The organism is Nesterenkonia sedimenti (assembly GCF_012641515.1).
In the GTDB taxonomy this organism is placed as follows: Bacteria; Actinomycetota; Actinomycetes; order Actinomycetales; family Micrococcaceae; genus Nesterenkonia; species Nesterenkonia sedimenti.
Window position 1 is genome coordinate 107833 of record NZ_JABAHY010000007.1, and the last position, 24244, is coordinate 132076.

A 24244-nucleotide genomic window follows, 5' to 3' on the forward strand; every position below is an offset into this window, starting at 1 on the left:
CCATGAGCAACGTAGTCCTCATAGGCCCTATGGCCTCCGGGAAATCCACTGTCGGCGCGGCCCTGGCCCGAAAGCTGGGCCGGCCGCATATCGACACTGATCACTTCTTCGTAGCTCGTTACGGGCCCATTCCGGAGTTCTTCGCCGAGCACGGTGAAGAAGCATTCAGAGAACGGGAAGCCCAGGTTGTCGCCGAGCTGCTGGACTCGCCGCGACCCTCAGTGATCAGCCTCGGCGGAGGCTCGATCCTCTCGCCAGAAATTCGCCAGCTGCTGAAAAACCAATACGTGGTGATGCTCGATGTCACCGAGGAACAGGCACAGGCCCGTATCGGCGATGCGACCACACGCCCTATGCTGACAAAGGGTGGAGAAGCCCCAGTGGAGCGGTGGAAGAGAATCTACGCCGAACGCGAGCCTCTCTACCGCGATTGCGCTGACTTCGTAGTCAGCGCGGCCGAGGCGACGGTGGGCCACAGAGTCGATACCATCGTGGAGGCCATGAGGAAAGGACGCGACAGGACTTTATGAGCACCGAATCTACAACTATTACCGTCGGCGAAGGTACCGGGGCCGGAGGGCAGGAGCTCGGCTACGACGTCGTTGTCGGCAATGGTCTGCTCGCCCGGCTGCACACTATGATCGGCACCCAGGCCGAACGTGTGCTGGTCATCCACCCCCGTGCTCTGCGGGCAACTGGCGATGTGGTCCGAGAGGACCTTGAGAAGGCCGGATTCCAGGCCGTGACGGCCGAGATCCCCGACGCCGAAGAGGGCAAGCACATCCAGGTCGCGGCCTTCTGCTGGCAGGTGCTGGGACAGAACGACTTCACCCGCTCCGATGCGGTGGTCTCAGTCGGTGGCGGGGCAGTCACCGATGTTGCCGGATTCGTTGCCGCCACCTGGCTGCGTGGGGTCCGCGTGGTGCATATGCCCACCACCCTGCTGGGTATGGTCGATGCCGCCGTGGGCGGTAAGACCGGTATCAACACTGCCGAGGGTAAGAACCTCGTAGGCTCCTTCCACCAGCCCGCAGGGGTCCTGGCCGATCTGGACACTCTGATCTCTCTGCCGCGCAATGAGCTGGTGGCCGGGCTGGCCGAGGTGGTCAAATGCGGGTTCATCGCCGATGAGGAGATCCTGAAGATCATCGAATCTGCTCCGGATCAGGCGCAGAACCCGCACTCCTGGCAGTTGCGGGAGCTGGTTGAGCGCTCGATCCGAGTCAAGGCCAAGGTGGTTGGTGAGGACGTGCGCGAATCCGGAGTTCGGGAATCGCTGAACTACGGGCACACCCTGGGCCATGCCATCGAGCTGGCTGAGCGTTATCAGTGGCGCCACGGTGCAGCAGTCTCGGTGGGTATGGTCTTCGCCGCAGAGCTGGCCCGCTCCCTTGGTCGACTCAGCGACGCCGAGGCTGACCGGCACCACGAGATTCTCACAAGCCTGGGCCTGCCGGTCACCTACCGAGGAGACCGCTGGAACCAGCTGCTGGAGGGCATCCGCCGGGATAAGAAGAACCGCGGCGATACCCTGCGCTTCGTGCTGCTCAACGGCATCGGATCCCCGACCACTGTCGAGATCCCCGATCCCTCCATCCTCTTTGCCACATACCAGGAAATCGCCGAGGAACCGGACACCTCCACCACCATCAGCCTCTGACCCACTCATTTGCCGCTTACCTGTTGGGACGTCGCCGCCCTATAAGGCCATGATTTCCCAACAGAGCTACGGTGAATTATCGGGCTGGGCTGTGCATCTTAGGAGACCGCTCTGAGAGTCTCTTCTGCCTCTTCAATAAATGGGGTGGCGCCGCTGCCTCTAGAGCTTATGTACTGGATGGATAGCTGGCGAGGGAATGGTCCAAAGTGTCCCGTGAGCTGCGGTCCCTGCGGGTCCTCCTCAGTGTCAAAGATGACGCCTGAGTCATCCACTGTGACTGAGGTAATCAGATAGGTTTTGACCACGATTCCATTGGTAGCACCTGGGACCACTGCAATCAGCCGGACGGGATGGCCAGCACTGGCCAGTTCGGAGGTCAGGACACGTTTCGCCGAGTCCATCCTCCACCATCGGGTCATATTGAAATGAACTCTCTCTTCAGAAGTTGCAAAGTGCCTATTGTCTCCTGCTTCCGAATGAATTAAATCGACGGGTACGACAATCGCCAGACCAGTGTCGGCACCGGTCAGGGTTCTTCGAGGACCTGTTTTGGGAGTCGTCATATCGGCGAGAACCAGGGACTGGTCCAGACGTTTGTTCCCGTGCCCCTTGACTTCGTTGTCCACCTCGAGACCAGCGACCTCGAAGGCTCGCATGACCGCTGTTTCAACCCGGTGGGCTTCATCGGAGGTGATGCCGTAAGCGAGCATGATGAAATCACTTCCGCCTTTGTTAGTTTGGCTCGTATGCGCTCGTTCTGGGCCACCCTTACCGATGTATAAGGGTGTCTCGTCCTTGACAACTAGGTATGTGCCACTGGTCTCCGGCGTTGCTACTTCGTCTGGACAGTTTTCTGAGGCGTCTACAACGCTCTCTAACTGACCGTGGGTAAACCTTAGACAGTACTCCACCCATTCCGGCTCTTGGCCGCCCGTCTCGAGGTTGGTGTAGATACGCAGATCACCGTGGACACTGTCCACCTGCTCCCACCAACTCTTAACAGATTTGTAGTAACCCTTTGTTAGGACAGCCTCAGGTGCCTCTACCCATTTGCGTTCGTGCTTCTCGATACGCAGTCGGCCTGTCTCAGTAATCTCGAACAGGCTCATAGTGCCGCTTATGTGATCGCCGAAGACGAGGTAGTTGAGGTCCTTAGTCTGGAATATTTCATCCTGAGCACGAAGCAGGGGGTACCGGCACCGGACTTCATCGAACATTCCCATGAGCAGGAGCTCCTCCTTAATGTCTTCCCGTCGATCCGACCTTATCGAGTATGTGCATCAGGATTGGCTGATGGGATCCCGTGCCGGTGAAGCAGCTTTCGCAGTCTTGTACAGCCTGGTTCCATGAGGTCTTCCCAGTAGACCCGGAGCACCGAGTAGCCCAGGCTGCGGAGGGCATCTTCACGGAGTTTCTCTTGCTTATGGGTCTGGTCGAATGAGGAAGCATGGTTCCGGTATTTCATCCACCCGTCGAACTCCAGAATGACCTTGGCCTTCTCCCAGAGAAAATCCACTCGAAATCTCTTCCCGTCGGCCTCAAGCTCCACCTGCTGGTCAGGCTGAACGATTCCTAGCTCATGAAGCCGAACCCGGGTTAGTGACTCACCAGGTGATTCCGAAAGGGATGAGGCAAACTGCAGGAGCTGGGTGAGGTACCGCCGTTTTCGCTGCGATTTAATCCCATCCTCCACAAGCTCCAGTAATTCCGGCGAGGCCAAAGGTGCAGGTTTTCTGAATCGGCTCATGACCGCTTCCAACGCCACAGTGGCATCGGCAAAGGGTAGCCTCGGAAGAGTGTCGACTAAGCAAGCTCCCAGAGGTTCGACCCGTAGGGGCAGGTGGTGCAGTTTGTCATCTGATTGACCGGGATGCGGCAGAGGAAGCCGGGCCGTTTCCGGATCCGGGTCAAGCGCGGTGCCCATATGGCGGGCAATATCGAAGCCCTGAAGAAGTCTCGAGGTAGTGCTGTCGGCGCTTATTGCTTCCGATTCCTTAGCTCGTCTAAGAAAGTCTTCAGGCGTGAGTGATCCAGTCATGGGGCATTGCCGGCTTGGCCGGGCTGAACTCTTATGTCCGACCCGTAGGTGAACCTTTTGTGGAAGTGAGAGCAGCGGAAGGCCGTGGATGCTTAGGGCCGACTCTCGGCAGAATAGGGCGCCTGGATGTAGAAGACTAGTTGCGGCGATACTCAGCTGATAGCGCTGAGAGGGTTGAATACTTTGCCATAAAGCGGTGGAGATGTAGATTCCGCGGCGGATTCGTAGCATGCGTCCCTGCTTCATCGCAGCTGAGAGTTCCTCCGAGGAGTGGCGGCCATCAGGTTGTGGTCCGGCCAGCCGGAGCGGAGCAGGGTCTGCGGCGTAGTGCATACCCCCAGCATTGCCGTCTTTGAAGAATCCGTCAGGCGCTATCCACTGGATGTGAATAAGTAGCGGTCCGGCCAGGAACCCTCAGTAAAGTTGGTGGGTTGGCCACTGGAATATGCCCCGCGGCAAGCCCATTCGCCGCGCTCTTATTGAGTTGTCGCGCTCTTATAGGGACGCGACAATCTGACAGCTACGCGGTCAGTGGACCAAGCGGGGTGGCGTGAGCGGGATTAGAATTCTCTGGTGTCCAGATTCCTTGCCGATATCACCCCGCTGAAGGTCTCACCGGCCTACCGCAGGCTCTGGATCGGCAACTCGATCTCCGCCGTCGGCGTGCAGGTCACCCTCACCGCAGTCAGCCTGCAGGTCTACGACCTCACCGCCTCCAGCCTTTACGTGGGGTTGGTGGGACTCTTCGCCCTGGTCCCATTGGTGATCGCCGGGCTCTACGGCGGATCCATCGCCGATAACTACGACCGGCGCAAGGTCGCCCTGATCTCAGGTTTCGCGCTCTGGGCCTCAGCCGCCGGAATTGCCGCCCAGGCGTGGCTTGAACTCGGGAATGTCTGGGTGCTTTATGGCCTGATCGCTGCACATTCAGCCGCCCAGGGAGTCAACCAGCCCACCCGCAGCGCGATGATCCCAGCATTGGTAGGCCGCGAGCTGCTGCCAGCAGCCAATGCGCTCAACATGCTGACCATGTCCATCGCCATGATGGCCGGACCCCTATTAGCCGGAACTCTGGTGGTCACCGTCGGCTTCGCCTGGACCTACACCATCGAAGTGCTGACCTTCCTGGCCGCACTCTGGGCGCTGTGGCTGCTGCCGAGCTTGCCACCGGGCAAAGCAGAGGACGACGAGGCTCTCAGCCGCCGGGCCGGGCTGCGTTCAGTCCTGGAGGGCTTCAAATTCCTCTCCACCCGCAAGAACGTGCGGATGACCTTCCTGATCGACATCAACGCCATGGTCATGGCAGCGCCCAGGGCAGTGCTGCCGGCTATCGGGGCGATTATGATCGGTGGGGGAGAGCTCACCGTGGGAATCCTGATGGCCGCCATGGCCGCCGGTGCATTCTTCACCGGACTCTTCTCCGGGCCGCTGACCCGCATTCACCGACACGGAGCCGCGATCTTCTGGGCCGTGGTCGCCTATGGCCTAGCCATCACCGGCTTCGGCGTCGTCGTGCTCTTTGCCTCCGGTCACCCAGTACCAGGTGATGGGTCCCTGACCTGGTGGGTCTGGCCTGCGGCAGTCTTCATGATGATGGCCGGTTCGGCTGATTCAGTCTCGGCGATCTTCCGCTCCACCGTGCTGCAGTCGGCAACCCCGGATCATATGCGCGGCCGGCTCCAAGGCGTATTCATCGTGGTGGTCGCAGGCGGTCCTCGGGTAGGAGATATGGTCTCCGGCTCAGTGGGTGAGGCCATCGGTGAACACTGGACCATGATCATCGGCGGTATCGCGTGTGCCGTGGTGGCAGCGCTGATGATGCGCTGGCTGCCAGGGTTCATGCGCTACGACTCACGCAAGCCCATACCCTAGGCCCACGTGCCGAACCGCGCCGCAGGACCGCCTCCCAGAAGAGGGTAGGATGGGCAATCATGGCTACTTCGAATGACATCAAGAACGGTGCTGTACTGAAGCTCGAGGGACAACTCTGGTCCACTCTGGAGTTCCAGCACGTCAAGCCCGGTAAAGGCGGAGCATTCATCCGCACCAAGCTGAAGAACATCACCTCAGGCAAGGTCGTCGACAAGACCTTCAACGCCGGTGCCAAAGTGGAGTTCGCCACAGTCGACCGCTCCGACTACCAGTACCTGTACCAGGACGGCGATGACTTCGTCTTCATGGATCTGCGCGACTACGACCAGATCAACGTCCCCGCCTCTGTAGTCGGCGACGCCGCCAACTACCTGCTGGAATCGGCCGAAGCGACTATCGCCATGCACGAGGGCACCCCGCTCTACGTGGAACTGCCGCCCTCAGTGGTCCTGGAGATCACCCAGACCGACCCCGGTCTGCAGGGCGACCGCTCCAAGGCCGGCACGAAGCCCGCCACGGTGGAGACCGGTGCAGAGATCCAGGTCCCGCTGTTCGTCGAGCAGGGCACCAAGGTCAAGGTCGACACCCGCAACGGCGACTACCTCGGCCGCGTCAACGACTGATCACACCGTGGCAGTCAAACGCACAAAGGCCCGTATGCGGGCCCTGGAGATCCTCTTCGAAGCAGAGCAGCGCGACTGCAGCCCCCAAGAGGTTCTGAGTACACGCACCGAGAAGGCCGAACTGGTCGTCGACGAGTATGTCCGCACCCTGATCACCGGAGTGTGGGAGCACAAAGAAGAGATCGACGAGCTGCTGGCCACCTACGCCCGCGGCTGGACCCTGGAGCGGATGCCGAGGGTGGACCTCATCGCCCTGCGCATCGGCACCTGGGAGCTGCTGCACAACGACGAGGTCCCCGACGGCACCGCCGTCGATGAGGCAGTGGGCATGGTCCGCCGCCTCTCCACCGATGAATCCCCGCGGTTCGTCAACGGCATCCTGGGCAGGATTCAGAAGCTCAAACCGACCCTCGGATGAACCCTCCCGGCGGAGCCAGCAGCAGGCTGATGGCCTGATAGGCTGGAGTAGACAATAAACACTCCTTTAATGATCGTCCTGTGAGGCGAGGAAGGAGTCGAATGGTGGACACACCTGAGACCTCTCAGGTCATGAGCGCTGCCGATATCGACCGCGCCCTGACCCGTATTGCCCATGAGATCGTGGAGTCCCAACGGGGCACCACAGGTCTCATCATTCTCGGCATCCCGCGCCGCGGAGTCCCGCTGGCCAAACGCCTCGGCGAGAAGCTGATCAGCATCGATCCAGGCTTCGACGCCGCCGCTCATGTCGGTGCCCTGGACATCACCATGTACCGGGATGACCTCCGCACCGCTGCAGCCCGCACCCCCGAACCCACCCAGCTGCCCTCAGCCGGTATCGACGGGGCGACAGTGGTTCTGGTCGACGACGTCCTCTTCTCCGGACGCACCATCCGGGCCGCTCTGGACGCTCTCTCCGACTACGGCCGGCCACAGGCAGTGCGCCTGGCCGTACTGGTCGACCGCGGACACCGCGAACTGCCCATTCGGGCTGACCACGTCGGCAAGAACATCCCCACCTCCCGCAGCGAACGCGTCTCAGTGAAGATCTCCGGAATAGACGAGGTCCCCGCCGCAGAGGAAACGGTGGTGATCATCCGATGAGGCACCTGCTCTCCACCGCCGAACTGGCCTACGACGACGCCCTGCGCATCCTCGACACCGCCGAGGAGATGGCCGCAGTCACCTCCCGCGAGGTCAAAAAACTGCCCACCCTGCGCGGGCGGACCGTGGTCAACCTCTTCTACGAGGACTCCACCCGCACCCGGGTCTCCTTCGAAGCCGCCGCCAAACGACTCTCCGCCGATGTGGTCAACTTCTCCGCCAAGGGCTCCTCAGTCTCCAAAGGGGAATCCCTCAAAGACACCGTCCAAACCCTGGACGCCATGGGTGCAGACGCCATCGTCATCCGTCATTCGGCCGCCGGATCAGCCGCCCAGCTGGCAGCCTCCGACTGGTCCGAGGCTGCAGTGGTCAACGCCGGGGACGGCACCCACGAACACCCCACCCAGGCACTCCTAGACGCACTGACCCTGCGCCGCGACTGGGCCGCAGCCCACGGCCAGGACAGCCCCCGCGGGACCGATCTGGCCGGGATGAAAGTGCTGATCGTCGGTGACATCCTGCACTCCCGAGTCGCCCGCTCCAACCTCTGGCTGCTGCGCACCCTCGGAGCCGAAGTTCACTTCGCCGCACCAGCGACCCTGCTGCCCCAAGGTGTCGAGCAGTGGCCAGCCACCGGGCACTACAGCCTCGACGACGCCCTGGCCGCGGCCCCCGACGCCGTCATGCTGCTGCGGGTCCAGGCCGAACGGATGGGCGGAGCGTTCTTCCCCACCGCAGCCGAATACACCCGACGCTGGGGCCTGACCGACGAACGGCTCTCCGTCGTCGAAAAGCTCACCCTCGGGGAAACCGGCAAACCCGCGGTGATCCTGCACCCCGGACCGATGAACCGCGGAGTCGAGATCTCCGCAGCAGCCGCCGATTCACCCCAGACCCGCATTACCGAACAGGTAGCCAACGGTGTGGCCGTACGCATGGCCGTGCTGCACCTGCTGCTGTCCCAGAGCCACCAGGAGGAATCGCACTCATGACCACCAGCTACCTCATCACCGGCGCCAAACCCTATGGCGAACCAGCCCAGGACCTCCTGATCCGCGACGGGGTCATCGCCGATATCGGACAGAACCTCCAGGCCGATGACGCCGAGGTCATCGACGGCACCGGCCTGATCGCCCTGCCCGGGATGGTCGACCTCCACACCCACCTGCGCGAACCCGGCCGCGAGGACGCAGAAACTGTCGAAACCGGCAGCCGCGCAGCAGCCAAAGGCGGCTTCACTGCCGTGCACGCCATGGCCAACTCCTCCCCGGTGGCCGATACCGCCGGTGTGGTCGAACAGGTCTACCGACTCGGCGTCGAGGCCGGCTGGACCGAGGTGTACCCCGTGGGTGCAGTCACTAGGGGACTGGCCGGTGAAAGCCTCGCCGAACTCGGGGCCATGGCTGAATCCGCCGCAGCGGTCCGCATGTTCTCCGACGACGGGCACTGCGTAACCAACGCCCAGCTGATGCGCCGGGCCCTGGAATACGTCAAAACTATCGACGGATTCATCGCCCAGCACGCCCAGGACACCGATCTCACCGCCTGGGGCACAGACAACGCCGCGCAGATGAACGAAGGAAGCGTCTCCGCCACCCTCGGGCTGCCCGGCTGGCCCTCGGTGGCTGAGGAAGCCATCATCGCCCGCGATGTGCTGCTGGCCGACTACGTAGGCGCCAAACTGCATATCTGCCATGTCTCCACCGCCGGTTCAGTCGAGATCCTGCGCTGGGCCAAGGCCCGCGGCATCCAGGTCACCGCCGAGGTCACCCCGCACCACCTCATGCTCACCGATGAGCTGGTGGCCACCTATAACCCGGTCTACAAGGTCAATCCGCCGCTGCGCACCGAAGCTGATACCCAGGCCCTGCGCGAGGCTCTGGCCGAGGGCACTATCGATGTCATCGGCACCGACCACGCCCCGCATCCGGAGCAGGCCAAAGAATGCGAATGGGCCCAGGCCGCCATGGGTATGACCGGACTGGAGACCGCGCTCAACGCTGTCCAGCACGCCATGGTCGAAACCGGGCTGATCAACTGGCGGCGCTTCGCCGAGATCACCTCCACCCGGCCTGCCGAAATCTACGGCCATCAGCACCAGGGTCAGGAGATCGCAGCAGGTCAGAGCGCCAACATCATCCTGATCGACCCCGCGGCCAGCAAAACCATCACCCCCGAGCAGCACGCCAGTAAGGGACGCAACTCGCCCTTCCGCGGCATCGAGCTGCCTGGCGAGGTCCGCTACACCTTCCTGGCCGGCCAGCCGGTACTCGCCCAGGCAGAGCTGACCCAGCCGGTGACCGAAAGGACAGGCGCATGATCCTGACTCGCAATCTGGAGATGACCGGCACCTACCTCAACTACCTCTGGGTGGCCCTGGTCGTCATCGTCGTCTTCTGTCTGCTGATCTGGTGGGGCTGGCGCAACCGCAAACGCCGTCAGTCCGGTGTTCCCGCTCCGGCCGATGTGCCCGCCGACCTGCTGGAGGCAGAGCCCGAGGCCGCAGCCGAGGGCATGGTGATCGGCACCGTCTCCGCCGAGGACTACCTCGAGCGGATCGCCGTGCACGAACTCGGCCTGCGCACCACCGGCCGAATCGAAGTCCACAGCCAGGGAGCAGCCGTCTTCCGCGCCGGAACCCGAAACTTCCTGATCTCCACCACCGCCCTGACCTATGTGCGCACCGACCGGGGAGTGGTCGGCAAATTCGTCGAGAAAGACGGGGCGATCATCCTGGGCTGGAACCTCGGCGACGCCGAGGTCGAGACCGCCTTCCGGCCCCGCCGAGCTGATGAAGGGCAGGCCCTGCTGCAGGCGCTGACCCGCAAGACTGAAGGAGAGACCACCGAATGAGCACAACTGGAGCCACACCAGCGGTTCTGGTCCTCGAAGACGGCACCGTCTTCGAAGGACAGTCCTACGGGGCCAAGGGAACCACTCTGGGCGAAGCCGTCTTCTCCACCGCGATGACCGGCTACCAGGAGACCCTGACCGACCCCTCCTACGCTCGCCAGATTGTGGTGCAGACCGCCCCGCATATCGGCAACACCGGGGTCAATGACGAAGACCCCGAATCCCGGCGGATCTGGGTCGCCGGCTATGTAGTCCGCGACGCCGCCCGCCGCCCCTCCAACTGGCGTTCTGTCCGCAGCCTCGATGAGGAACTCGACCAGCAGGGGATCGTCGGCATCAAAGACGTCGACACCCGCGCCATCACTCGCCACCTGCGGGATAAGGGCGCGATGAAGGCCGGAATCTTCTCCGGTGAGGCAGCTGCCGCCAGCCGCGAGGGCCTCCTGGAACAGGTGCGCACCCAGCCCGATATGCTCGGCGCCCGGCTGGCCGAGGAGGTCACCACCGAAGAGGCCTACACAGTCGAACCGGCAGATCACGGGTACACCGGTGAGCCGGTGGCCACTGTGGCCGCCATCGACCTCGGCCTGAAGTCCATGACCCCGGTCCGGATGGCAGAACGCGGCCTGCGGGTCCACGTCCTGCGGGCCACCACGACCTTCGCCGATATCGAAGCCCTCGGGGTCGACGGCGTCTTCCTCTCCAATGGGCCAGGCGACCCCGCCACCGCAGCCGGCCAGATCGGGCTGCTGCGCGAGGTCCTGGACGCGAAGAAACCCTTCTTCGGCATCTGCTTCGGCAACCAGATCCTGGGCCGGGCACTGGGCTTCGGCACCTATAAACTGCCCTTCGGCCACCGCGGTATCAACCAGCCGGTGATGGACCACGCCACCGGCAAAGTCGAGATCACCAGCCAGAACCACGGCTTCGCCGTCGATGCCCCCATCGGCGAAGTGGTCACCGCCCCGCAGCAGCAGTACGGCCGGGTCCAGGTCTCGCACTCCAGCCTCAACGACGACGTCGTCGAGGGTCTGCGCTGCCTGGATATCCCCGCATTCTCCGTGCAGTACCACCCCGAAGCAGCCGCCGGACCCCATGATTCGGCCTACCTCTTCGACCGGTTCGTCGAGATGCTGACCACTGACCGCGTCGTCACCGGCGCGGACACCCTTCCCCCTGAAGATCGGCGGCCGTCTGCCGCAGCAGAGACCACTGGAGGCCACGCCTAAGATGCCAAAACGCACTGACCTCAACTCCGTGATGGTGATCGGCTCGGGACCGATCGTCATCGGCCAGGCAGCCGAATTCGACTACTCCGGCACACAGGCCCTGCGGGTGCTCAAGGAAGAGGGCATCCGGGTCATCCTGGTCAACTCCAACCCGGCGACCATCATGACCGACCCCGAGTTCGCCGATGCCACCTATGTGGAGCCGATCAGCCCCGAGGTGGTCGCCAAGATCATCGAGAAGGAACGCCCCGATGCGCTGCTGCCCACCCTGGGCGGACAGACAGCACTGAACACCGCCATCGCCCTGGATAAGGACGGCACCCTGGAGAAATTCGGGGTGGAACTCATCGGTGCCAATATCGCGGCCATCGAACTCGGTGAGGACCGCGAGAAGTTCAAAGGCGTGGTCGAGCGCTCTGGTGCCGAATCGGCGAAATCGGCCATCGTGCACTCCATGGATGAGGCACTTCAGGCAGTCAAAGACCTGGGCTACCCCGTCGTCGTGCGTCCCTCCTTCACCATGGGCGGACTCGGCTCCGGTATGGCCTATAACGAGGAAGACCTCCACCGGATCGCCGGTGCGGGACTGCAGTACTCACCGACCACCGAGGTGCTCCTGGAGGAGTCCATCCTCGGCTGGAAGGAATACGAACTGGAGATGATGCGCGACGCCAACGATAACGTCGTCGTCGTCTGCTCCATTGAGAACCTCGATCCAGTAGGTGTGCACACCGGGGATTCCATCACCGTGGCCCCGGCGATGACCCTGACCGACCGGGAATACCAGAAGCTGCGTGATATCGCGATTAACGTGATCCGAGAGGTCGGCGTGGACACCGGCGGCTGCAATATCCAGTTCGCCGTGGATCCGGCCACCGGACGCGTGGTGGTCATCGAGATGAACCCCCGGGTCTCCCGCTCCTCAGCACTGGCCTCGAAGGCCACCGGCTTCGCCATTGCCAAAATCGCCACCAAACTGGCCGTGGGCTACACCCTGGATGAGATCCCCAATGACATCACCCAGAAGACCCCCGCCAGCTTCGAGCCCACCCTGGACTACGTGGTGGTCAAGGTCCCGCGCTTCGCCTTCGAGAAGTTCCCGGCAGCCGACCCCACCCTGACCACCACCATGAAGTCAGTGGGCGAGGCCATGGCCATCGGCCGTAACTTCACCGAGGCCCTGCAGAAGGCACTGCGCTCTCTGGAGCAGCGCGGCAGCGAATTCAGCTTCGAGACCGACGACGTCGACGTCGAGGCGCTCAAACAGGGCATGGCGACCTCCACCACCGAACGGCTCTACCAGGTCCAGCAAGCACTGGCCGCCGGAGTCGACCTCGAGGAGATCTTCGAGATCACCGCCATCGACCCCTGGTATTTGGACCAGATCCAGCTGATCAACGAGACTGCCCAGACCCTGCGGGAGGCCCCTGAGCTGGACCGGGCCACCCTCCAGCTGGCTAAACGTCACGGCTTCTCCGATGAGCAGATCGGTGCCCTGCGGGATATGGAGGCCGCCGTGGTCCGCGGGCTGCGGCATGCACTCGGCGTGCGCCCGGTGTATAAGACAGTGGACACCTGTGCCGCCGAGTTCCCGGCCTTCACCCCGTATCACTACTCCAGCTACGACTTCGAAGATGAGATCGCCGAGCACGCCAAACCCTCGGTGATCATCCTGGGCTCGGGCCCCAACCGGATCGGCCAGGGCATCGAATTCGACTACTCCTGCGTCCACGCCACGATGGCGCTGAAGGAATTCTCCCAGGGCGGCTCCGGGTATGACACGGTGATGATCAACTGCAACCCCGAGACCGTCTCCACCGACTACGACGTCTCCGACCGGCTCTACTTCGAACCGCTGACCCTCGAGGATGTCCTGGAGGTCATCGCCGCCGAGGAACGCACCGGGGGAGTGGCCGGTGTCTTCGTCCAGCTCGGCGGCCAGACCCCGCTGAAACTGGCCCAGCAGCTGGCCGATGCCGGTGTGCCCATCCTCGGGACCACCCCGGCAGCCATCGATCTGGCCGAACACCGCGGAGCCTTCAGCCAGGTGCTGAACTCAGCGGGGTTGATCGCGCCGAAGAACGGGACCGCCGTCAGCTTCGAGGAGGCCAAAACTGTGGCCGACTCCATCGGCTACCCCGTACTGGTCCGGCCCAGCTATGTGCTCGGCGGCCGCGGTATGGAGATCGTCTACGACGAGACCGGGTTGGAGCGCTATATCGCCAATGCCACCGAGGTCACCCCTGAGCACCCCGTGCTGGTGGACCGCTTCCTGGAAGACGCTATCGAGGTCGACGTCGACGCCCTCTACGACGGCGAGAACCTCTACATGGGCGGGATCATGGAGCATATCGAGGAGGCCGGAATCCACTCCGGGGACTCCGCCTGCGTGTTGCCGCCGATCACCCTGGGCCCCGATGTGCTGCAGCGGGTGCGCGAAGCCACTGCCGCCATCGCCGCAGGAGTCGGCGTGCGCGGCCTGATCAATATCCAGTTCGCCGTGGCCTCCGATGTCCTCTACGTCATCGAAGCCAATCCGCGTGCCTCGCGCACTGTGCCCTTCGTCTCGAAGGCCACCGGTGTCCAGCTGGCCAAGGCCGCCGCACTGATCGGTACCGGGGTCAGCATCGCAGAACTGCGTGCCGGCTCCGGACACGAGGCCGCCGGGATCCTGCCCGAAAGTGGCGACGGCTCCCTGTTGCCGCCTGGGGCCCCGGTTGCGGTCAAGGAGGCCGTGCTGCCCTTCGCCCGATTCCGGACCCCGGAGGGCCGGGTTGTGGACTCCCTGCTGGGCCCGGAGATGCGTTCCACCGGTGAGGTGATGGGCATCGACGCGCATTTCGACACAGCCTTCGCGAAATCCCAGCTGGCAGCCAATAACCCCCTGCCGGTCTCCGGTCAAGCCTTCGTCTCGGTGGCCAACCGGGATAAGCGCGGAATCATCATGCCGGTCAAACGTCTGGCCGACCTCGGCTTCTCGATCATCTCCACCGGCGGGACCGCCGATGTGCTGCGCCGCAACGGGATCTCCTGCGAGGTCGTGGAGAAGATCGCCGGAACTGACCAGGGGCAGGGAACTGTGCTGCCACTGGTTGAGGACGGCAAGATCGATCTCATCATCAACACTCCCTCCGGCGGGGACGCCCGCAGCGACGGCTACGAGATTCGCGCGGCAGCAACCAGCCTCGGAGTGCCGGTGATCACCACTATCGCGGAGTTCGTCGCCGCAGTCCAAGGCATCGAAGCCCAGCGCAGCTACCGGTGGTCGGTGGCCTCCCTCCAGGAACACGCCGCCACCCTCCACCGAGCCGGACTCGCCGTGGCAGGAGCAGAATGACGACGACGCCCTTCGGGACCCGGCTGGCCGAGGCCATCGATGAGTACGGGCATCTCTGTGTGGGTCTGGACCCGCATCCGGGGATGCTCACCGACTGGGGACTCAGCGATGACGCAGCGGGGCTGCGCGAATTCGGCCAGCGGGTGCTCGAGGCCTGCGCCGGCCGGGTCGGGGTGATCAAACCTCAGGTGGCCTTCTATGAGCGCTACGGCCCCGAGGGCATGGCGGTACTGGCTGAGACCACCAGCAGCGCCAAAGAGGCCGGACTGCTGGTGATCGGCGATGCCAAACGCGGTGATATCGGCTCCACTATGGCCGCCTACGCTGAGGCGTGGCTGAATCCGGCCAATGCTTTCAGCGTGGACGCGTTGACTGTGAGCCCCTATCTGGGTTTTGGCTCCCTGGGCCCTGCGATCAAAGCCGCACAGGACTACGGTGCAGGGCTCTTCGTCCTGGGGCTGACCTCGAATCCGGAAGGCGCAGAGGTGCAGCTGGCCGCCGCGGGGGAGACGGGGGCAGCCAGTGCTGAACAGGGGAAAGAGACTGTGGCCGGCAGCGTGATTGCCCAAGCAGCGGCCGTCAACGGCGCCCCAGAGCGCCTGGGAGGCATCGGCCTGGTTATCGGAGCCACCACCGTCCAGCTGGCCGCTGAGCACGGCATAGATCTCTCCGTGGGGCGTCCGCCGATTCTGGCCCCCGGCTACGGAGCCCAAGGAGCCACAGCCGCCCAGATCAGAACCGGATTCGCCGGAGCCTGGGACCAGGTGCTGGTCAACTCCTCACGGGGGATTCTCAGTGCTGGCCCCGGCGTGTCAGATTTGGTCAGTTCTGTCGCCTCATCCCGCGCTGACCTGGACTGAAACCGCCTATCTCCTAGTCAACGGTGTCACGAGCTATTGCCCTAGACGCAAATTGCCGCTAGATTCTGCCACAAGGAAATGTCCTGACTGGGCACCACTACGTGGAGGAGTAGCACAGTGGCACTGAGAGAGCTGACCCAGGAAGAGCGAGATACCGCCCGGAAGAAGGCTCTGGCCGCCCGCGCTGAACGCGCAGAGGTCAAAAAGGGCTTCGGTGAAGGATCGCTTAACTTCGACCAGGTCCTGGCCAAGGCCGATAGGTCCGAGGCAGTAGCCCGCCTGAAGACTATCGAGCTGCTGGAGTCGCTGCCGGGTATCGGCCGCGTCACAGCCACCCGGATCCTGGAGGAGCTTGGTGTCTCAATCAACCGCCGACTCGGAGGTCTGGGGGTCAAGCAGCGCAAATCTCTGGGCGCGCATCTGGCACAATTAGCCTGATGCCCCATGTGACCGTTCTAGCCGGCCCGACATCGGTGGGAAAGTCCACCCTGAGCCGCTATATCCGCAGCACCTATCCCGAAGTCCACTTCTCGGTCTCTGCGACCACCAGGCCAGCCCGGCCCGGTGAGGTCGACGGAGAGGACTACCTGTTCATCAGCCCCGAACGCTTCGACCAGCTACTGGCTGAGGACGCGTTCCTGGAGTGGGCGGTGGTGCATAAGAAGCACCGCTACGGCACCCTGCGCAGCACTGTGGAGGAAGCCATGGCCCAGGGCAAGAACGTCCTGCTGGAGATCGATCTCCAGGGTGCCCGCCAGGTCAGGGAGAAGATGCCGGAGGCACAGTTCGTCTTCCTGGCCCCGCCCAGCTTCGATGACCTCGTCACCCGTCTGATCGGCCGGGGGACTGAGGATGAGGAGGAGAGGCAGCGTCGGCTGGAAACCGCTAGAATAGAACTCGCCGCGGAGCCGGAATTCGACGTCACCATCATCAACGACGACGTCGAGCGCGCGGCAGCAGAACTTGTGGCCCGAATGGGCTTCGAACCGAAACCCCAGACTGAAGGAACTTTGTGACTGAGCAGCTTGAAGGCATTATCGACCCGCCGATCGACGACCTGGTGAAGAAGGCAGAGTCCAAATACGCCCTGGTGCTCTTCGCAGCCAAGCGCGCCCGCCAGATCAACAACTACTACGCTCAGCTGCACGAGGGGCTCTTCGACCACATCGGTCCGCTGGTGGAGACCAAGCTGAACGAGAAGCCACTCTCCATCGCACTGCGCGAGGTGAACGAGGACCTCCTGGAGCAGAAAGCCCCCGCCGCCGAGGCAGCTTGAGCGACTGACACTCCATGAAAATCGTCCTCGGTGTCTCGGCCGGCATCGCCGCCTATAAGGCTGTTCATCTGGCAAGACTCTTCAAAGAGGACGGACACCAGGTGGATGTCATCCCCACCCCGGCATCGCTGGAATTCGTGGGGAAGGCTACCTGGGAGGCCATCAGCGGCCGGCCCGTGACCACCTCGGTCTTCGAAGGGGTGGATGAGGTCCGCCATGTGCGGCTGGGCCAGGAGGCTGACCTCATCGTCGTCGCTCCTGCCACCGCGGATCTTCTGGCCAAGGCCCGTGCCGGAATGGCCGGGGACCTTTTGACCTCCACCCTGCTGGCCTCTGAGGCGCCGACGCTTCTGGTGCCGGCCATGCACACCGAAATGTGGCAGCATCCAGCCACCGTGGAGAACGTCGAAGTCCTGCGTGGCCGCGGAATCCAGGTGATGGAACCGGCCACCGGGCGCCTGACCGGCAAGGACTCCGGCCCCGGGCGGCTGCCCGAACCCGAGGACATCAAAACCCAGGCAGATGCTCTGCTGGGTGTGCAGAACTTTGGACATGCCTACGCCGCGGGAACCGGAGAGTTTTACGCACCAGATCCGAATATCCAGCCGCCTCTGCTGGGTAAAACGGTCCTCATCACCGCAGGCGGCACTCGCGAGCCCCTGGACCCGGTGCGCTACCTGGGCAACCGGTCCTCCGGTCGGCAGGGGCTGGCGCTGGCCCGGGCAGCTCAGGCCGCCGGAGCAGAGGTGAAACTCATCGCCGGGGTCATGGACGTACAACCTGGTCCCGAACTGCGCGGTATCGAGGTCGTACCCGTGGAGACCACCGAACAGCTGCATGGTGCTGTGCTGCGCGAAGCAGATACGGTCGATGCACTGATCATGGCTGCCGCCGTGGCTGACTTCCGGCCGGCTGACTATGCGGCCACCAAGATCAAGAAATCCGATGACGGTACGAACCCGGTCATCACCCTGGAGCGCAACCCGGATATCCTCGCTGAGACGGTGACCCGCCGGAAAGAGCAGGGCATCGGCCCGGGCGTCATCGTCGGTTTTGCCGCTGAGACCGGAGACGAATCCACCGACCCCCTGCAGCTGGCCCAGCAGAAACTGCAGCGCAAAGGCTGCGACCTCCTGGTCTTCAACCGGGTGGGAGAGAATCTCGTCTTCGGTCAGGACACCACAGAAATTCAGATCCTGGCCTCAGAGGCGGCTAAAGAGCAGCTGGCAGCCACCGGCAGCGAGCCCGAGCCCGGTGTCCGGGTACGTGGCACCAAACAGCAGGCCGCGGAGGCCGTCATCGGCTGTCTCAGCAGACTGCTGACCGATTGACCCCCGCGGCCTCAGGCCGATCGGCGAAGATCAGACTTTCTCCAGCAGCATCGCAGCGCCCTGACCCATGCCCACACACATCGTGGCCAGGCCCCGGTCAACCGCTTCATCCTCCATCCGACGCAGCAGCGTCAGCACAATACGGCTGCCCGAGGAACCCAAGGGGTGGCCCAGAGCAATAGCCCCGCCATCGGCGTTGACCACTGATTCATCCAGGCCCAGCCGGCGGATACAGGCCAGCGACTGGGAGGCAAAGGCTTCATTGAGCTCCACGGCACCGATCTCATCCAGAGACCAGCCGCTGCGCTGCAACACCCGCTCAGTAGCCGGAACCGGTCCCAGGCCCATGATCTCCGGTGAGATCCCGGCATTGGTTCGGGCAACCACCCGGGCTCGGGCCTGAAGGCCGAATTTCTCCACCGCTCGCTCAGAGGCCACCAGCACAGCCGAGGCGCCATCATTGAGACTCGAGGCATTGCCTGCTGTCACCACAGAACCACCCGAGACTACCGGACGCAGTTTGGCTAGGACCTCCACCGAGGTGTCCGGACGGGGACCCTCATCGGTGTCCACGGTGGTGACCTGACCCTTTCGGCCCGGGACATCAACCGGAGTGATCTCCCGGCGCAGACGGCCGGCCTCTGTGGCGGCAACAGCCCGCTGATGGGACTGCAGGGCAAAGGCATCAGCATCTTCCCGGGAAATCCCATCCAGCTCAGCGACCTCCTCGGCAGTCTCCGGCATGGAGATCATCCGCTTCTCATGCTTGAGATGCTCAGGATTGATGAACCGAGCCCCAATAGAGGTATCGGCGATCTCACCGGGGCGGGCAAAGGCAGTGGTTGGTTTGGCCATCACCCAGGGGGCGCGGGACATGGACTCCACACCACCGGCGACCACGAGATCGGCATCACCGGCGGCGATCATCTGCGATGCGGTGGCAATGGCAGACATCCCCGAGGCACACAGCCGGTTGACCGTCATCCCCGGCACCGTATCCGGGAACCCGGCCAGCAGCCAGGACATCCGGGCCACATTGCGGTTCTCCTCACCGGCACCATTGGTATTGCCGAAGACCACCTCATCCACCTCAGCGGGGTCGATACCGGCAGCCTGGACGGTCTCACGGATCACCAGGGCAGCGAGGTCATCGGGGCGCACAGCCGAAAGGGCGCCGCCATACCGGCCCACCGGGGTGCGGGTGCCGCCGACCAGGAAGGCAGCCGGGGCAGATGCGGAACTGGGCGAAGACATGATCAAACCTCCAAGAGATTGCAGTGGGGGAGCAGGGGCTCAGCGTCGGGAAGTGCGGGTGAAGGCGGAGATCCCGGTGATATCCCGGCCCACAATCAGTGCCTGCATGGAATCAGTGCCTTCATAGGTGGAGACCACCTCCATATCGGTCAGATGACGCGCAATATGGTTCTCCAGCAGCAGTCCGTTGCCGGCCAGGATGTCCCGGGCCTGCCGGCACATCGCCAGGGCCTTGCGGGAGGTGGTCATCTTCACCAGAGAGGCCATCCCGTCGGTGAGCCGGTCAGCCTCAGCCAGCTCAGCCATCCGAGTGCACATCAGCTGCATGGCGGTGAGATCAGAGAGCATTGTCGCCAGCTTCTCTTGGATCAGCTGATAGCTGCCGATCGCTGCACCGAACTGCTCCCTATTGAGGGCATACTCTGCTGCGATTTCGAAGGCGGCCATGCCATGGCCGACCGCCTCCCAGGAGGCCCCGCCCCGGGTGGCGCGCAGCACCCGATTGACGTCCTTGAAGCTGTTGCAGTCGGCCAGGCGGTTCTCGGCCGGAATCCTCAGATTCTCGATGACGATATCCGCCTGGTTGATGGAGCGTTTGCCCACCTTCCCGGTGATGACCTCAGGGCGGTAGCCCTCGGGATAGGAACCGTCGGCCTGGCGCTCCAGGACAAAGGCCTTGACTTGGGAATCGGCCTCATCGCGGGCGAAGATGGTCACCACATCAGCGGCATGACCATTGCCGATCCACCGCTTATGCCCATTGAGCACCCAGGTCTCACCCTCTTTCCGGGCCGAGGTCTCCAGAGAGACGGAGTCCGAACCGTGAGTGGGCTCAGTCAGAGCGAAGGCGCCGGTGCGCTTCAGCTGGGCCATCTCCGGCAGCCAGCGGCTGCGCTGTTCCTCATTGCCGAGCATATAGATCGTGCCCATGCAGAGATTCGAATGCACACCCAGGAAGGTGTTGACCGAGCCGTCGATCCGGCCCATTTCGCGGGCGATCACCCCGGCTGCCCGCCGGGACAGCCCTGGGCAGCCGTAGCCGGGGATGAAGCCCCCGACAATGCCCAGCTCAGCCAGTGGGGCAAGCACCGGCTCGGGGAACTCTGCGCGCTCCCAGTATTCATTGATCACCGGCAGCACATGCTCATCACCGAAGCTGCGCACAGTATCCCGAAGCTGGGCCTCCTGGGCTGAGAGCCCCTCGTCGAGCAGGAAGTAGTCGGGGTGCTCAATTACAGATGTCATCAGTTACCTTTCGCGTCTTCGCAGAGGGCTTTAGCAAGGGCGGTGCGCAGAGTTTCGGGCACCGGGGTGGGTTTGTCTGTCTGCGGGTCAAGCAGCACGATCACCGCTTCGCAGCTGAGGCAGAGGTTGTCCTCTTGAACCAGATCGTGGCGGACTGCATAGGAGGTGTTGCCGATGCGGGTGATCCACACATAGGCGCTCAGTTCGCTGCCGTGGTGCATCGGCCGGTGGAACTGTACGTTCATACTGCGCACCACCCGGGGGAAGCGATGGCGTTCGGCACTGCCGCCGGCCCAGTGGTCGGAGGCCTTGATCCGGGCCTCCTCCACCAGGGTCAGGGCCCGGGCGTTGTTCACATGCCCATTGATGTCCTGGTCTGACCAGCGGATAGTGATCGGGGCCTGGAAAGCAACAGCGGGTGGGGTATAGCTCATCGGGCTGCCTCCTGAGCCGGTGCGGTGCTGCGGGCTCGCAGCCACTGACGGACTTCATCTCCATCCGCGCCCAATCGGGGTGGGGCTTTGGTGTAGTGGGCCGGGGTGCGGCTGAAGGAGACTGGGTGTTTGATGGTGGGCACTGTCTCCTCGGCGCTGCCTGCTGGAACAACCGGGTTCAGTCCCAGGCGTTCGGCGAACTGCACACCTTCGCCGATATTGAGAATCGGCGCACAGGGGATCCCCTGTCCCTGGAGGACCTCGAACCAATGGTCAGCCGGCTGCTGAGCCAGGGCCTCAACCAGCAGCTCGCGCAGAGTCTCGCGATGCTGATTCCGTGCCTCCATGGAGGAGAACCGGGGGTCCTCGGCGGCCCATCCGAAGCTCAGGGCCTCAGCCAGGCGGGAGAACTGTCGGTCATTGCCGGCACAGATGATCAGTTCCTTATCCGCAGTGGGGAAGGGGCCATAGGGGTAGAGGCTGGGATGGTCATTGCCCAGCCGCTGCGGAACATTGCCGCAGGCGGCATAACCGGCGGTCTGATTGACCAGGCCGGAGAGGGCAGAGGAGAGCAGGTCCAGTTCCAGATGCTGACCCCGGCCGGAGACGCTGCGTTCATGCAGGGCCGCCAGAATGCCGGTTGCTGCATGCAGCCCGGTGATCACATCGAACATCGCCACCCCGGCCCGCTGTGGCTGACGCTCCGGTGAGCCGGTGACCGACATCAGCCCGGAGAGTCCCTGAACCAGCAGGTCATAGCCGGGCATATCCTTGCCCCCGCCGCTGCCGAAACCGGTGATACTGGTGTGAATCAGCTGCGGATGCTTAGTGGTGGTCGTCTCGGCATCAAGCCCATAGCGGCTCAGACCACCTGGTTTGAAGTTTTCCACGAACACATCGGCCTGCCCGACCAGCTCATGGGCGGTGGCGAGGTCCTCGGGATCGCGCAGGTCCAGCACAATGGAATGCTTATTCCGGTTCACCGCGAGATAGTAGGTGCTCACCCCGTCACGCTCGGGCGGAATCCACGTCCGGGAGTCGTCCCCGGCAGGGGCCTCGACTTTGATCACTGTGGCACCCATATCGGCCAGCAGCATGGTGCAGTACGGTCCGGCCAGGATTCGGGTGAAATCAGCGATGACGACGCCGCTCAGCGGCCCCTGGGGTGCCCCCGACTGAGATCCAGTCGAGGAGGCGCCCATGTGCTGGGATACATCCGGCATATTTCCTCTTTCGTTCAGTGTGCTATGAACCACAGAATCACTGGTGATTACTGTCTGTCCAATACAAAATCGCGTGTATTCTGATACCTAAAATGCAAGAGTAGGAGGGATATGGAAGTCCATCAGGCCCGGGCCTTTCTTGCGGTGGCCGAGGAGTTGCATTTCGGTCGGGCAGCAGCCAGGCTCAGAATGGCGCAGCCGCCGCTGAGCCGCCTGATCCGCCAGCTGGAACGCTCCATGGGCGCTACGCTCTTTGAACGCAGCACCCGCCATGTGGCACTGACCTCGGCCGGACAGGCTCTCCTGGAAGATGCCCAGACCCTGGTCTCGGTCTCGGAGAACGCCAAACAGTCGGTGCGCAGCGCGATGACCGGTGAGACCGGCAGGGTCCGCCTGGGCTTCGCCGGGGCCTCGATCAACCGGCAGGTCGGCCAGCTGGCCCGAAATATCCGGGCAGTGCGTCCCGGTATCAATCTGGAGCTGCACAGTTCTCAGTTCTCCCATCTCGGGCTGCAGCGGGTTTTGGACGAATCTCTGGATCTGGTCATCGGTCGGTGGGACTTCCTGCCCCCAGGGATCGACTCCGCAGTCATCCGACTGGAGGAGCTGATGCTCGCTCTGCCGGAGTCTCATCCTTTGGCCGGCCGAGAGCAGGTCAGTATGTCCGAGCTCTCCCAGGAGCCCTGGATCGTCCTTCCCGCCGGGGCCGGTGCGGCCCTGCAGAACCGGCTGAACTCGCTGGCCATGGCTGCCGGCTATGTTCCCCGGGTGGTGCAGACTGCACCGGACTCCTGGACTCTTGTGGTGCTGGTCGGAGCCGGGTTGGGCTGTGCGCTGACTCTGGACTCGGTCCGGGACAATATCGCCTCTGATGGTGTCTCCTTCATCCCGGTGGCCGACGGTGGTCAGCCCCTCGAGGTGCGGATGATCTGGCGGGCTGCCGATACCAGTCCAGCCCTGCGCGCAGTGGTGGATCTGGCTGAGCGGATGTTCCCCGATCCCCGGAACGTCGAACACTGAGGCACCCGGTTCCGGTTCAGGACTCGTAGCTGTACCAGCCGTGGCCGCTCTTACGGCCATAACGGCCTGCCTCATAGAGCTCTTTGACGGCGGGGTCGGGCAGGGATGCGGGGTCGCCGGTCTGTTCGTATTCGGCCAGCCGGATCAGATAGACCACGTCGATGCCGACCAGATCCATCAGCTCGAAGGGGCCCATCGGGTGGCCCAGGGCGGTTTTGGCCGCAGTGTCGATGTCCTGGAAGTCCACGATCCCCTTGTTGTAGAGATCCAGGGCCTCCTTGCGCAGGGCGTTGAGCAGCCGGTTGGCCACGAAACCGGGGACCTCTTTATGCAGCTGCACCGGATCCTTGCCCATGGCCTCGGCCAGGGCAGTGGTGGTGGCCACGGTCTCGGACGAGGTCTGGGGGTTGGGCACGACCTCAACGCATTTCATCACCAGGGCGGGGTTGAAGAAGTGCATATTGCAGACCTTCTCCGGCCGGTTGGTCGCCTCCGCGATCCGGGAGGAGACGATATTGGAGGAGTTGGTGGCCAGGATGGTGTGCGGTGGGCAGAGCTCATCCAGCTCACTGAAGAGACTCTTTTTGATCCCGAGATCCTCCACTGCGGCCTCGATGACGAAATCGCTCTGCTTCACCGCAGCATCCCGATCAGTGGTCAGGTTCATCCGGTCCCAGGTGGCATCGACCTCATCCTGACTCCGCCGGCCTTTCTGCACATCCCGGTCGAGGCGTTTGGCCAAGCTGGTGCGTGCCTGCTCGAGCTGCTGTTCTTTGATATCGATGAGGTCAGTGCTGAACCCTGCCAGGGCGGCGACCATGGCGATCTGGGCGCCCATTGTGCCGGCACCGATGACGCTGACCCGGTTGATCTCTGAGGCGGTAGTGCTCTGGGTTTCTGTCAAGA

General features: G+C 63.4%; 24 protein-coding genes. 17 read left to right on the forward strand and 7 right to left on the reverse strand.

The features are described 5' to 3' along the window. The first annotated feature begins 2 nt into the window (after positions 1-2). Together HGQ17_RS09045 and aroB are read left to right on the forward strand one after the other, a co-directional pair. The gene (locus HGQ17_RS09045; RefSeq protein ID WP_168887618.1) at positions 3-530 is read left to right on the forward strand and encodes a shikimate kinase; all 528 of its coding nucleotides are present in this window, start codon (positions 3-5) and stop codon (positions 528-530) included. After that, positions 527-1660 carry a 3-dehydroquinate synthase gene (gene aroB / locus HGQ17_RS09050; RefSeq protein ID WP_168887619.1) on the forward strand — a complete coding sequence of 378 codons (1134 nt, stop codon included), beginning with the start codon at positions 527-529 and terminating at the stop codon, positions 1658-1660. Before HGQ17_RS09045 ends, aroB begins: the two co-directional genes overlap by 4 nt. A 98-nt stretch (positions 1661-1758) precedes the next feature. On the opposite strand, the gene HGQ17_RS09055 is transcribed toward aroB, so the two are convergent. Next, positions 1759-2883 (reverse strand): hypothetical protein, encoded by a 1125-nt coding sequence (locus tag HGQ17_RS09055; RefSeq protein WP_168887620.1) that lies wholly within the window; start codon positions 2881-2883, stop codon positions 1759-1761. Between the two features lie 41 nt (positions 2884-2924). After that, a complete protein-coding gene (locus HGQ17_RS09060; RefSeq protein ID WP_168887621.1) occupies positions 2925-3698 on the reverse strand; it encodes a DUF559 domain-containing protein in 774 nt (257 codons plus the stop codon). Positions 3699-4271: 573 nt separating this feature from the next. Between HGQ17_RS09060 and HGQ17_RS09065 the strand changes: the two genes are divergently transcribed. The 14 genes from HGQ17_RS09065 to HGQ17_RS09130 all read left to right on the forward strand — a co-directional run bounded on the left by HGQ17_RS09065 (position 4272) and on the right by HGQ17_RS09130 (position 18162). Beyond that, the gene (locus HGQ17_RS09065; RefSeq protein WP_168887622.1) at positions 4272-5570 is read left to right on the forward strand and encodes an MFS transporter; all 1299 of its coding nucleotides are present in this window, start codon (positions 4272-4274) and stop codon (positions 5568-5570) included. A 59-nt stretch (positions 5571-5629) separates the two neighbouring features. Beyond that, positions 5630-6193: an elongation factor P gene (efp, locus tag HGQ17_RS09070; protein WP_168887623.1), complete on the forward strand. Its 564-nt coding sequence runs from the start codon at positions 5630-5632 to the stop codon at positions 6191-6193. 7 nt (positions 6194-6200) lie between these two features. Further along, positions 6201-6611, forward strand: a complete 411-nt coding sequence (gene nusB / locus HGQ17_RS09075) for a transcription antitermination factor NusB (RefSeq protein ID WP_168887624.1) — start codon at positions 6201-6203, stop codon at positions 6609-6611. A gap of 101 nt (positions 6612-6712) precedes the next feature. Further along, a complete protein-coding gene (gene pyrR, locus HGQ17_RS09080; protein WP_168887625.1) occupies positions 6713-7276 on the forward strand; it encodes a bifunctional pyr operon transcriptional regulator/uracil phosphoribosyltransferase PyrR in 564 nt (187 codons plus the stop codon). Next, entirely contained in the window at positions 7273-8268 is a 996-nt protein-coding gene (locus HGQ17_RS09085) for an aspartate carbamoyltransferase catalytic subunit (protein ID WP_168887626.1), read from the forward strand. The genes pyrR and HGQ17_RS09085 overlap by 4 nt, the downstream gene beginning before the upstream one ends. Then, a complete protein-coding gene (locus tag HGQ17_RS09090) occupies positions 8265-9596 on the forward strand; it encodes a dihydroorotase (RefSeq protein ID WP_168887627.1) in 1332 nt (443 codons plus the stop codon). The genes HGQ17_RS09085 and HGQ17_RS09090 overlap by 4 nt, the downstream gene beginning before the upstream one ends. After that, positions 9593-10129 carry a PH-like domain-containing protein gene (locus HGQ17_RS09095; protein ID WP_168887628.1) on the forward strand — a complete coding sequence of 179 codons (537 nt, stop codon included), beginning with the start codon at positions 9593-9595 and terminating at the stop codon, positions 10127-10129. Before HGQ17_RS09090 ends, HGQ17_RS09095 begins: the two co-directional genes overlap by 4 nt. Further along, positions 10126-11358, forward strand: coding sequence for a glutamine-hydrolyzing carbamoyl-phosphate synthase small subunit (gene carA, locus HGQ17_RS09100; protein WP_168887629.1), 1233 nt, complete (start codon positions 10126-10128; stop codon positions 11356-11358). The genes HGQ17_RS09095 and carA overlap by 4 nt, the downstream gene beginning before the upstream one ends. Position 11359: 1 nt before the next feature. Further along, positions 11360-14695: a carbamoyl-phosphate synthase large subunit gene (gene carB, locus HGQ17_RS09105; protein ID WP_168887630.1), complete on the forward strand. Its 3336-nt coding sequence runs from the start codon at positions 11360-11362 to the stop codon at positions 14693-14695. Continuing rightward, entirely contained in the window at positions 14692-15555 is an 864-nt protein-coding gene (pyrF, locus tag HGQ17_RS09110) for an orotidine-5'-phosphate decarboxylase (protein WP_168887631.1), read from the forward strand. Before carB ends, pyrF begins: the two co-directional genes overlap by 4 nt. 117 nt (positions 15556-15672) lie before the next feature. Further along, positions 15673-15993 carry an integration host factor, actinobacterial type gene (gene mihF, locus HGQ17_RS09115; RefSeq protein WP_168887632.1) on the forward strand — a complete coding sequence of 107 codons (321 nt, stop codon included), beginning with the start codon at positions 15673-15675 and terminating at the stop codon, positions 15991-15993. After that, a complete protein-coding gene (gene gmk / locus HGQ17_RS09120; protein WP_211090558.1) occupies positions 15993-16571 on the forward strand; it encodes a guanylate kinase in 579 nt (192 codons plus the stop codon). Before mihF ends, gmk begins: the two co-directional genes overlap by 1 nt. Continuing rightward, positions 16568-16831: a DNA-directed RNA polymerase subunit omega gene (gene rpoZ / locus HGQ17_RS09125; RefSeq protein WP_168887633.1), complete on the forward strand. Its 264-nt coding sequence runs from the start codon at positions 16568-16570 to the stop codon at positions 16829-16831. Before gmk ends, rpoZ begins: the two co-directional genes overlap by 4 nt. 14 nt (positions 16832-16845) lie before the next feature. Continuing rightward, positions 16846-18162, forward strand: coding sequence for a bifunctional phosphopantothenoylcysteine decarboxylase/phosphopantothenate synthase (locus tag HGQ17_RS09130; RefSeq protein WP_168887634.1), 1317 nt, complete (start codon positions 16846-16848; stop codon positions 18160-18162). Between the two features lie 30 nt (positions 18163-18192). Here HGQ17_RS09130 and HGQ17_RS09135 read toward each other — a convergent pair whose 3' ends face one another. The 4 genes from HGQ17_RS09135 to HGQ17_RS09150 are packed head-to-tail and all read right to left on the reverse strand — an operon-like array spanning position 18193 to position 22318. Then, positions 18193-19416: a thiolase family protein gene (locus HGQ17_RS09135; RefSeq protein WP_168887635.1), complete on the reverse strand. Its 1224-nt coding sequence runs from the start codon at positions 19414-19416 to the stop codon at positions 18193-18195. Positions 19417-19455: 39 nt separating this feature from the next. Beyond that, positions 19456-20661, reverse strand: coding sequence for an acyl-CoA dehydrogenase family protein (locus tag HGQ17_RS09140; RefSeq protein ID WP_168887636.1), 1206 nt, complete (start codon positions 20659-20661; stop codon positions 19456-19458). Continuing rightward, positions 20661-21095 carry an acyl-CoA thioesterase gene (locus HGQ17_RS09145; protein WP_168887637.1) on the reverse strand — a complete coding sequence of 145 codons (435 nt, stop codon included), beginning with the start codon at positions 21093-21095 and terminating at the stop codon, positions 20661-20663. Before HGQ17_RS09145 ends, HGQ17_RS09140 begins: the two co-directional genes overlap by 1 nt. Beyond that, positions 21092-22318 (reverse strand): CaiB/BaiF CoA transferase family protein, encoded by a 1227-nt coding sequence (locus HGQ17_RS09150; RefSeq protein WP_229503435.1) that lies wholly within the window; start codon positions 22316-22318, stop codon positions 21092-21094. Before HGQ17_RS09150 ends, HGQ17_RS09145 begins: the two co-directional genes overlap by 4 nt. A 111-nt stretch (positions 22319-22429) precedes the next feature. Here HGQ17_RS09150 and HGQ17_RS09155 point away from each other — a divergent pair, with 111 nt between their 5' ends. Then, a complete protein-coding gene (locus HGQ17_RS09155; RefSeq protein ID WP_168887638.1) occupies positions 22430-23338 on the forward strand; it encodes a LysR family transcriptional regulator in 909 nt (302 codons plus the stop codon). Positions 23339-23354: 16 nt separating this feature from the next. On the opposite strand, the gene HGQ17_RS09160 is transcribed toward HGQ17_RS09155, so the two are convergent. Then, complete coding sequence (locus HGQ17_RS09160; RefSeq protein WP_267873177.1) at positions 23355-24242, reverse strand: 3-hydroxyacyl-CoA dehydrogenase family protein; 888 nt, start codon at positions 24240-24242, stop codon at positions 23355-23357. Positions 24243-24244 lie beyond the last annotated feature (2 nt).

Excerpts from the sequence above, each read along its gene's own strand:
- HGQ17_RS09135 (WP_168887635.1), bottom strand. The coding sequence starts at position 19,416 with ATGTCTTCGCCCAGTTCCGCATCTGCCCCGGCTGCCTTCCTGGTCGGC.
- efp (WP_168887623.1), top strand. The coding sequence starts at position 5,630 with ATGGCTACTTCGAATGACATCAAGAACGGTGCTGTACTGAAGCTCGAG.
- aroB (WP_168887619.1), top strand. The coding sequence starts at position 527 with ATGAGCACCGAATCTACAACTATTACCGTCGGCGAAGGTACCGGGGCC.
- HGQ17_RS09140 (WP_168887636.1), bottom strand. The coding sequence starts at position 20,661 with ATGACATCTGTAATTGAGCACCCCGACTACTTCCTGCTCGACGAGGGG.
- HGQ17_RS09085 (WP_168887626.1), top strand. The coding sequence starts at position 7,273 with ATGAGGCACCTGCTCTCCACCGCCGAACTGGCCTACGACGACGCCCTG.
- HGQ17_RS09155 (WP_168887638.1), top strand. The coding sequence starts at position 22,430 with ATGGAAGTCCATCAGGCCCGGGCCTTTCTTGCGGTGGCCGAGGAGTTG.
- gmk (WP_211090558.1), top strand. The coding sequence starts at position 15,993 with ATGCCCCATGTGACCGTTCTAGCCGGCCCGACATCGGTGGGAAAGTCC.
- HGQ17_RS09095 (WP_168887628.1), top strand. The coding sequence starts at position 9,593 with ATGATCCTGACTCGCAATCTGGAGATGACCGGCACCTACCTCAACTAC.
- pyrR (WP_168887625.1), top strand. The coding sequence starts at position 6,713 with ATGGTGGACACACCTGAGACCTCTCAGGTCATGAGCGCTGCCGATATC.
- carA (WP_168887629.1), top strand. The coding sequence starts at position 10,126 with ATGAGCACAACTGGAGCCACACCAGCGGTTCTGGTCCTCGAAGACGGC.
- HGQ17_RS09055 (WP_168887620.1), bottom strand. The coding sequence starts at position 2,883 with ATGGGAATGTTCGATGAAGTCCGGTGCCGGTACCCCCTGCTTCGTGCT.
- HGQ17_RS09045 (WP_168887618.1), top strand. The coding sequence starts at position 3 with ATGAGCAACGTAGTCCTCATAGGCCCTATGGCCTCCGGGAAATCCACT.
- HGQ17_RS09145 (WP_168887637.1), bottom strand. The coding sequence starts at position 21,095 with ATGAGCTATACCCCACCCGCTGTTGCTTTCCAGGCCCCGATCACTATC.
- HGQ17_RS09060 (WP_168887621.1), bottom strand. The coding sequence starts at position 3,698 with ATGACTGGATCACTCACGCCTGAAGACTTTCTTAGACGAGCTAAGGAA.
- HGQ17_RS09090 (WP_168887627.1), top strand. The coding sequence starts at position 8,265 with ATGACCACCAGCTACCTCATCACCGGCGCCAAACCCTATGGCGAACCA.
- carB (WP_168887630.1), top strand. The coding sequence starts at position 11,360 with ATGCCAAAACGCACTGACCTCAACTCCGTGATGGTGATCGGCTCGGGA.
- pyrF (WP_168887631.1), top strand. The coding sequence starts at position 14,692 with ATGACGACGACGCCCTTCGGGACCCGGCTGGCCGAGGCCATCGATGAG.
- HGQ17_RS09130 (WP_168887634.1), top strand. The coding sequence starts at position 16,846 with ATGAAAATCGTCCTCGGTGTCTCGGCCGGCATCGCCGCCTATAAGGCT.
- HGQ17_RS09150 (WP_229503435.1), bottom strand. The coding sequence starts at position 22,318 with ATGCCGGATGTATCCCAGCACATGGGCGCCTCCTCGACTGGATCTCAG.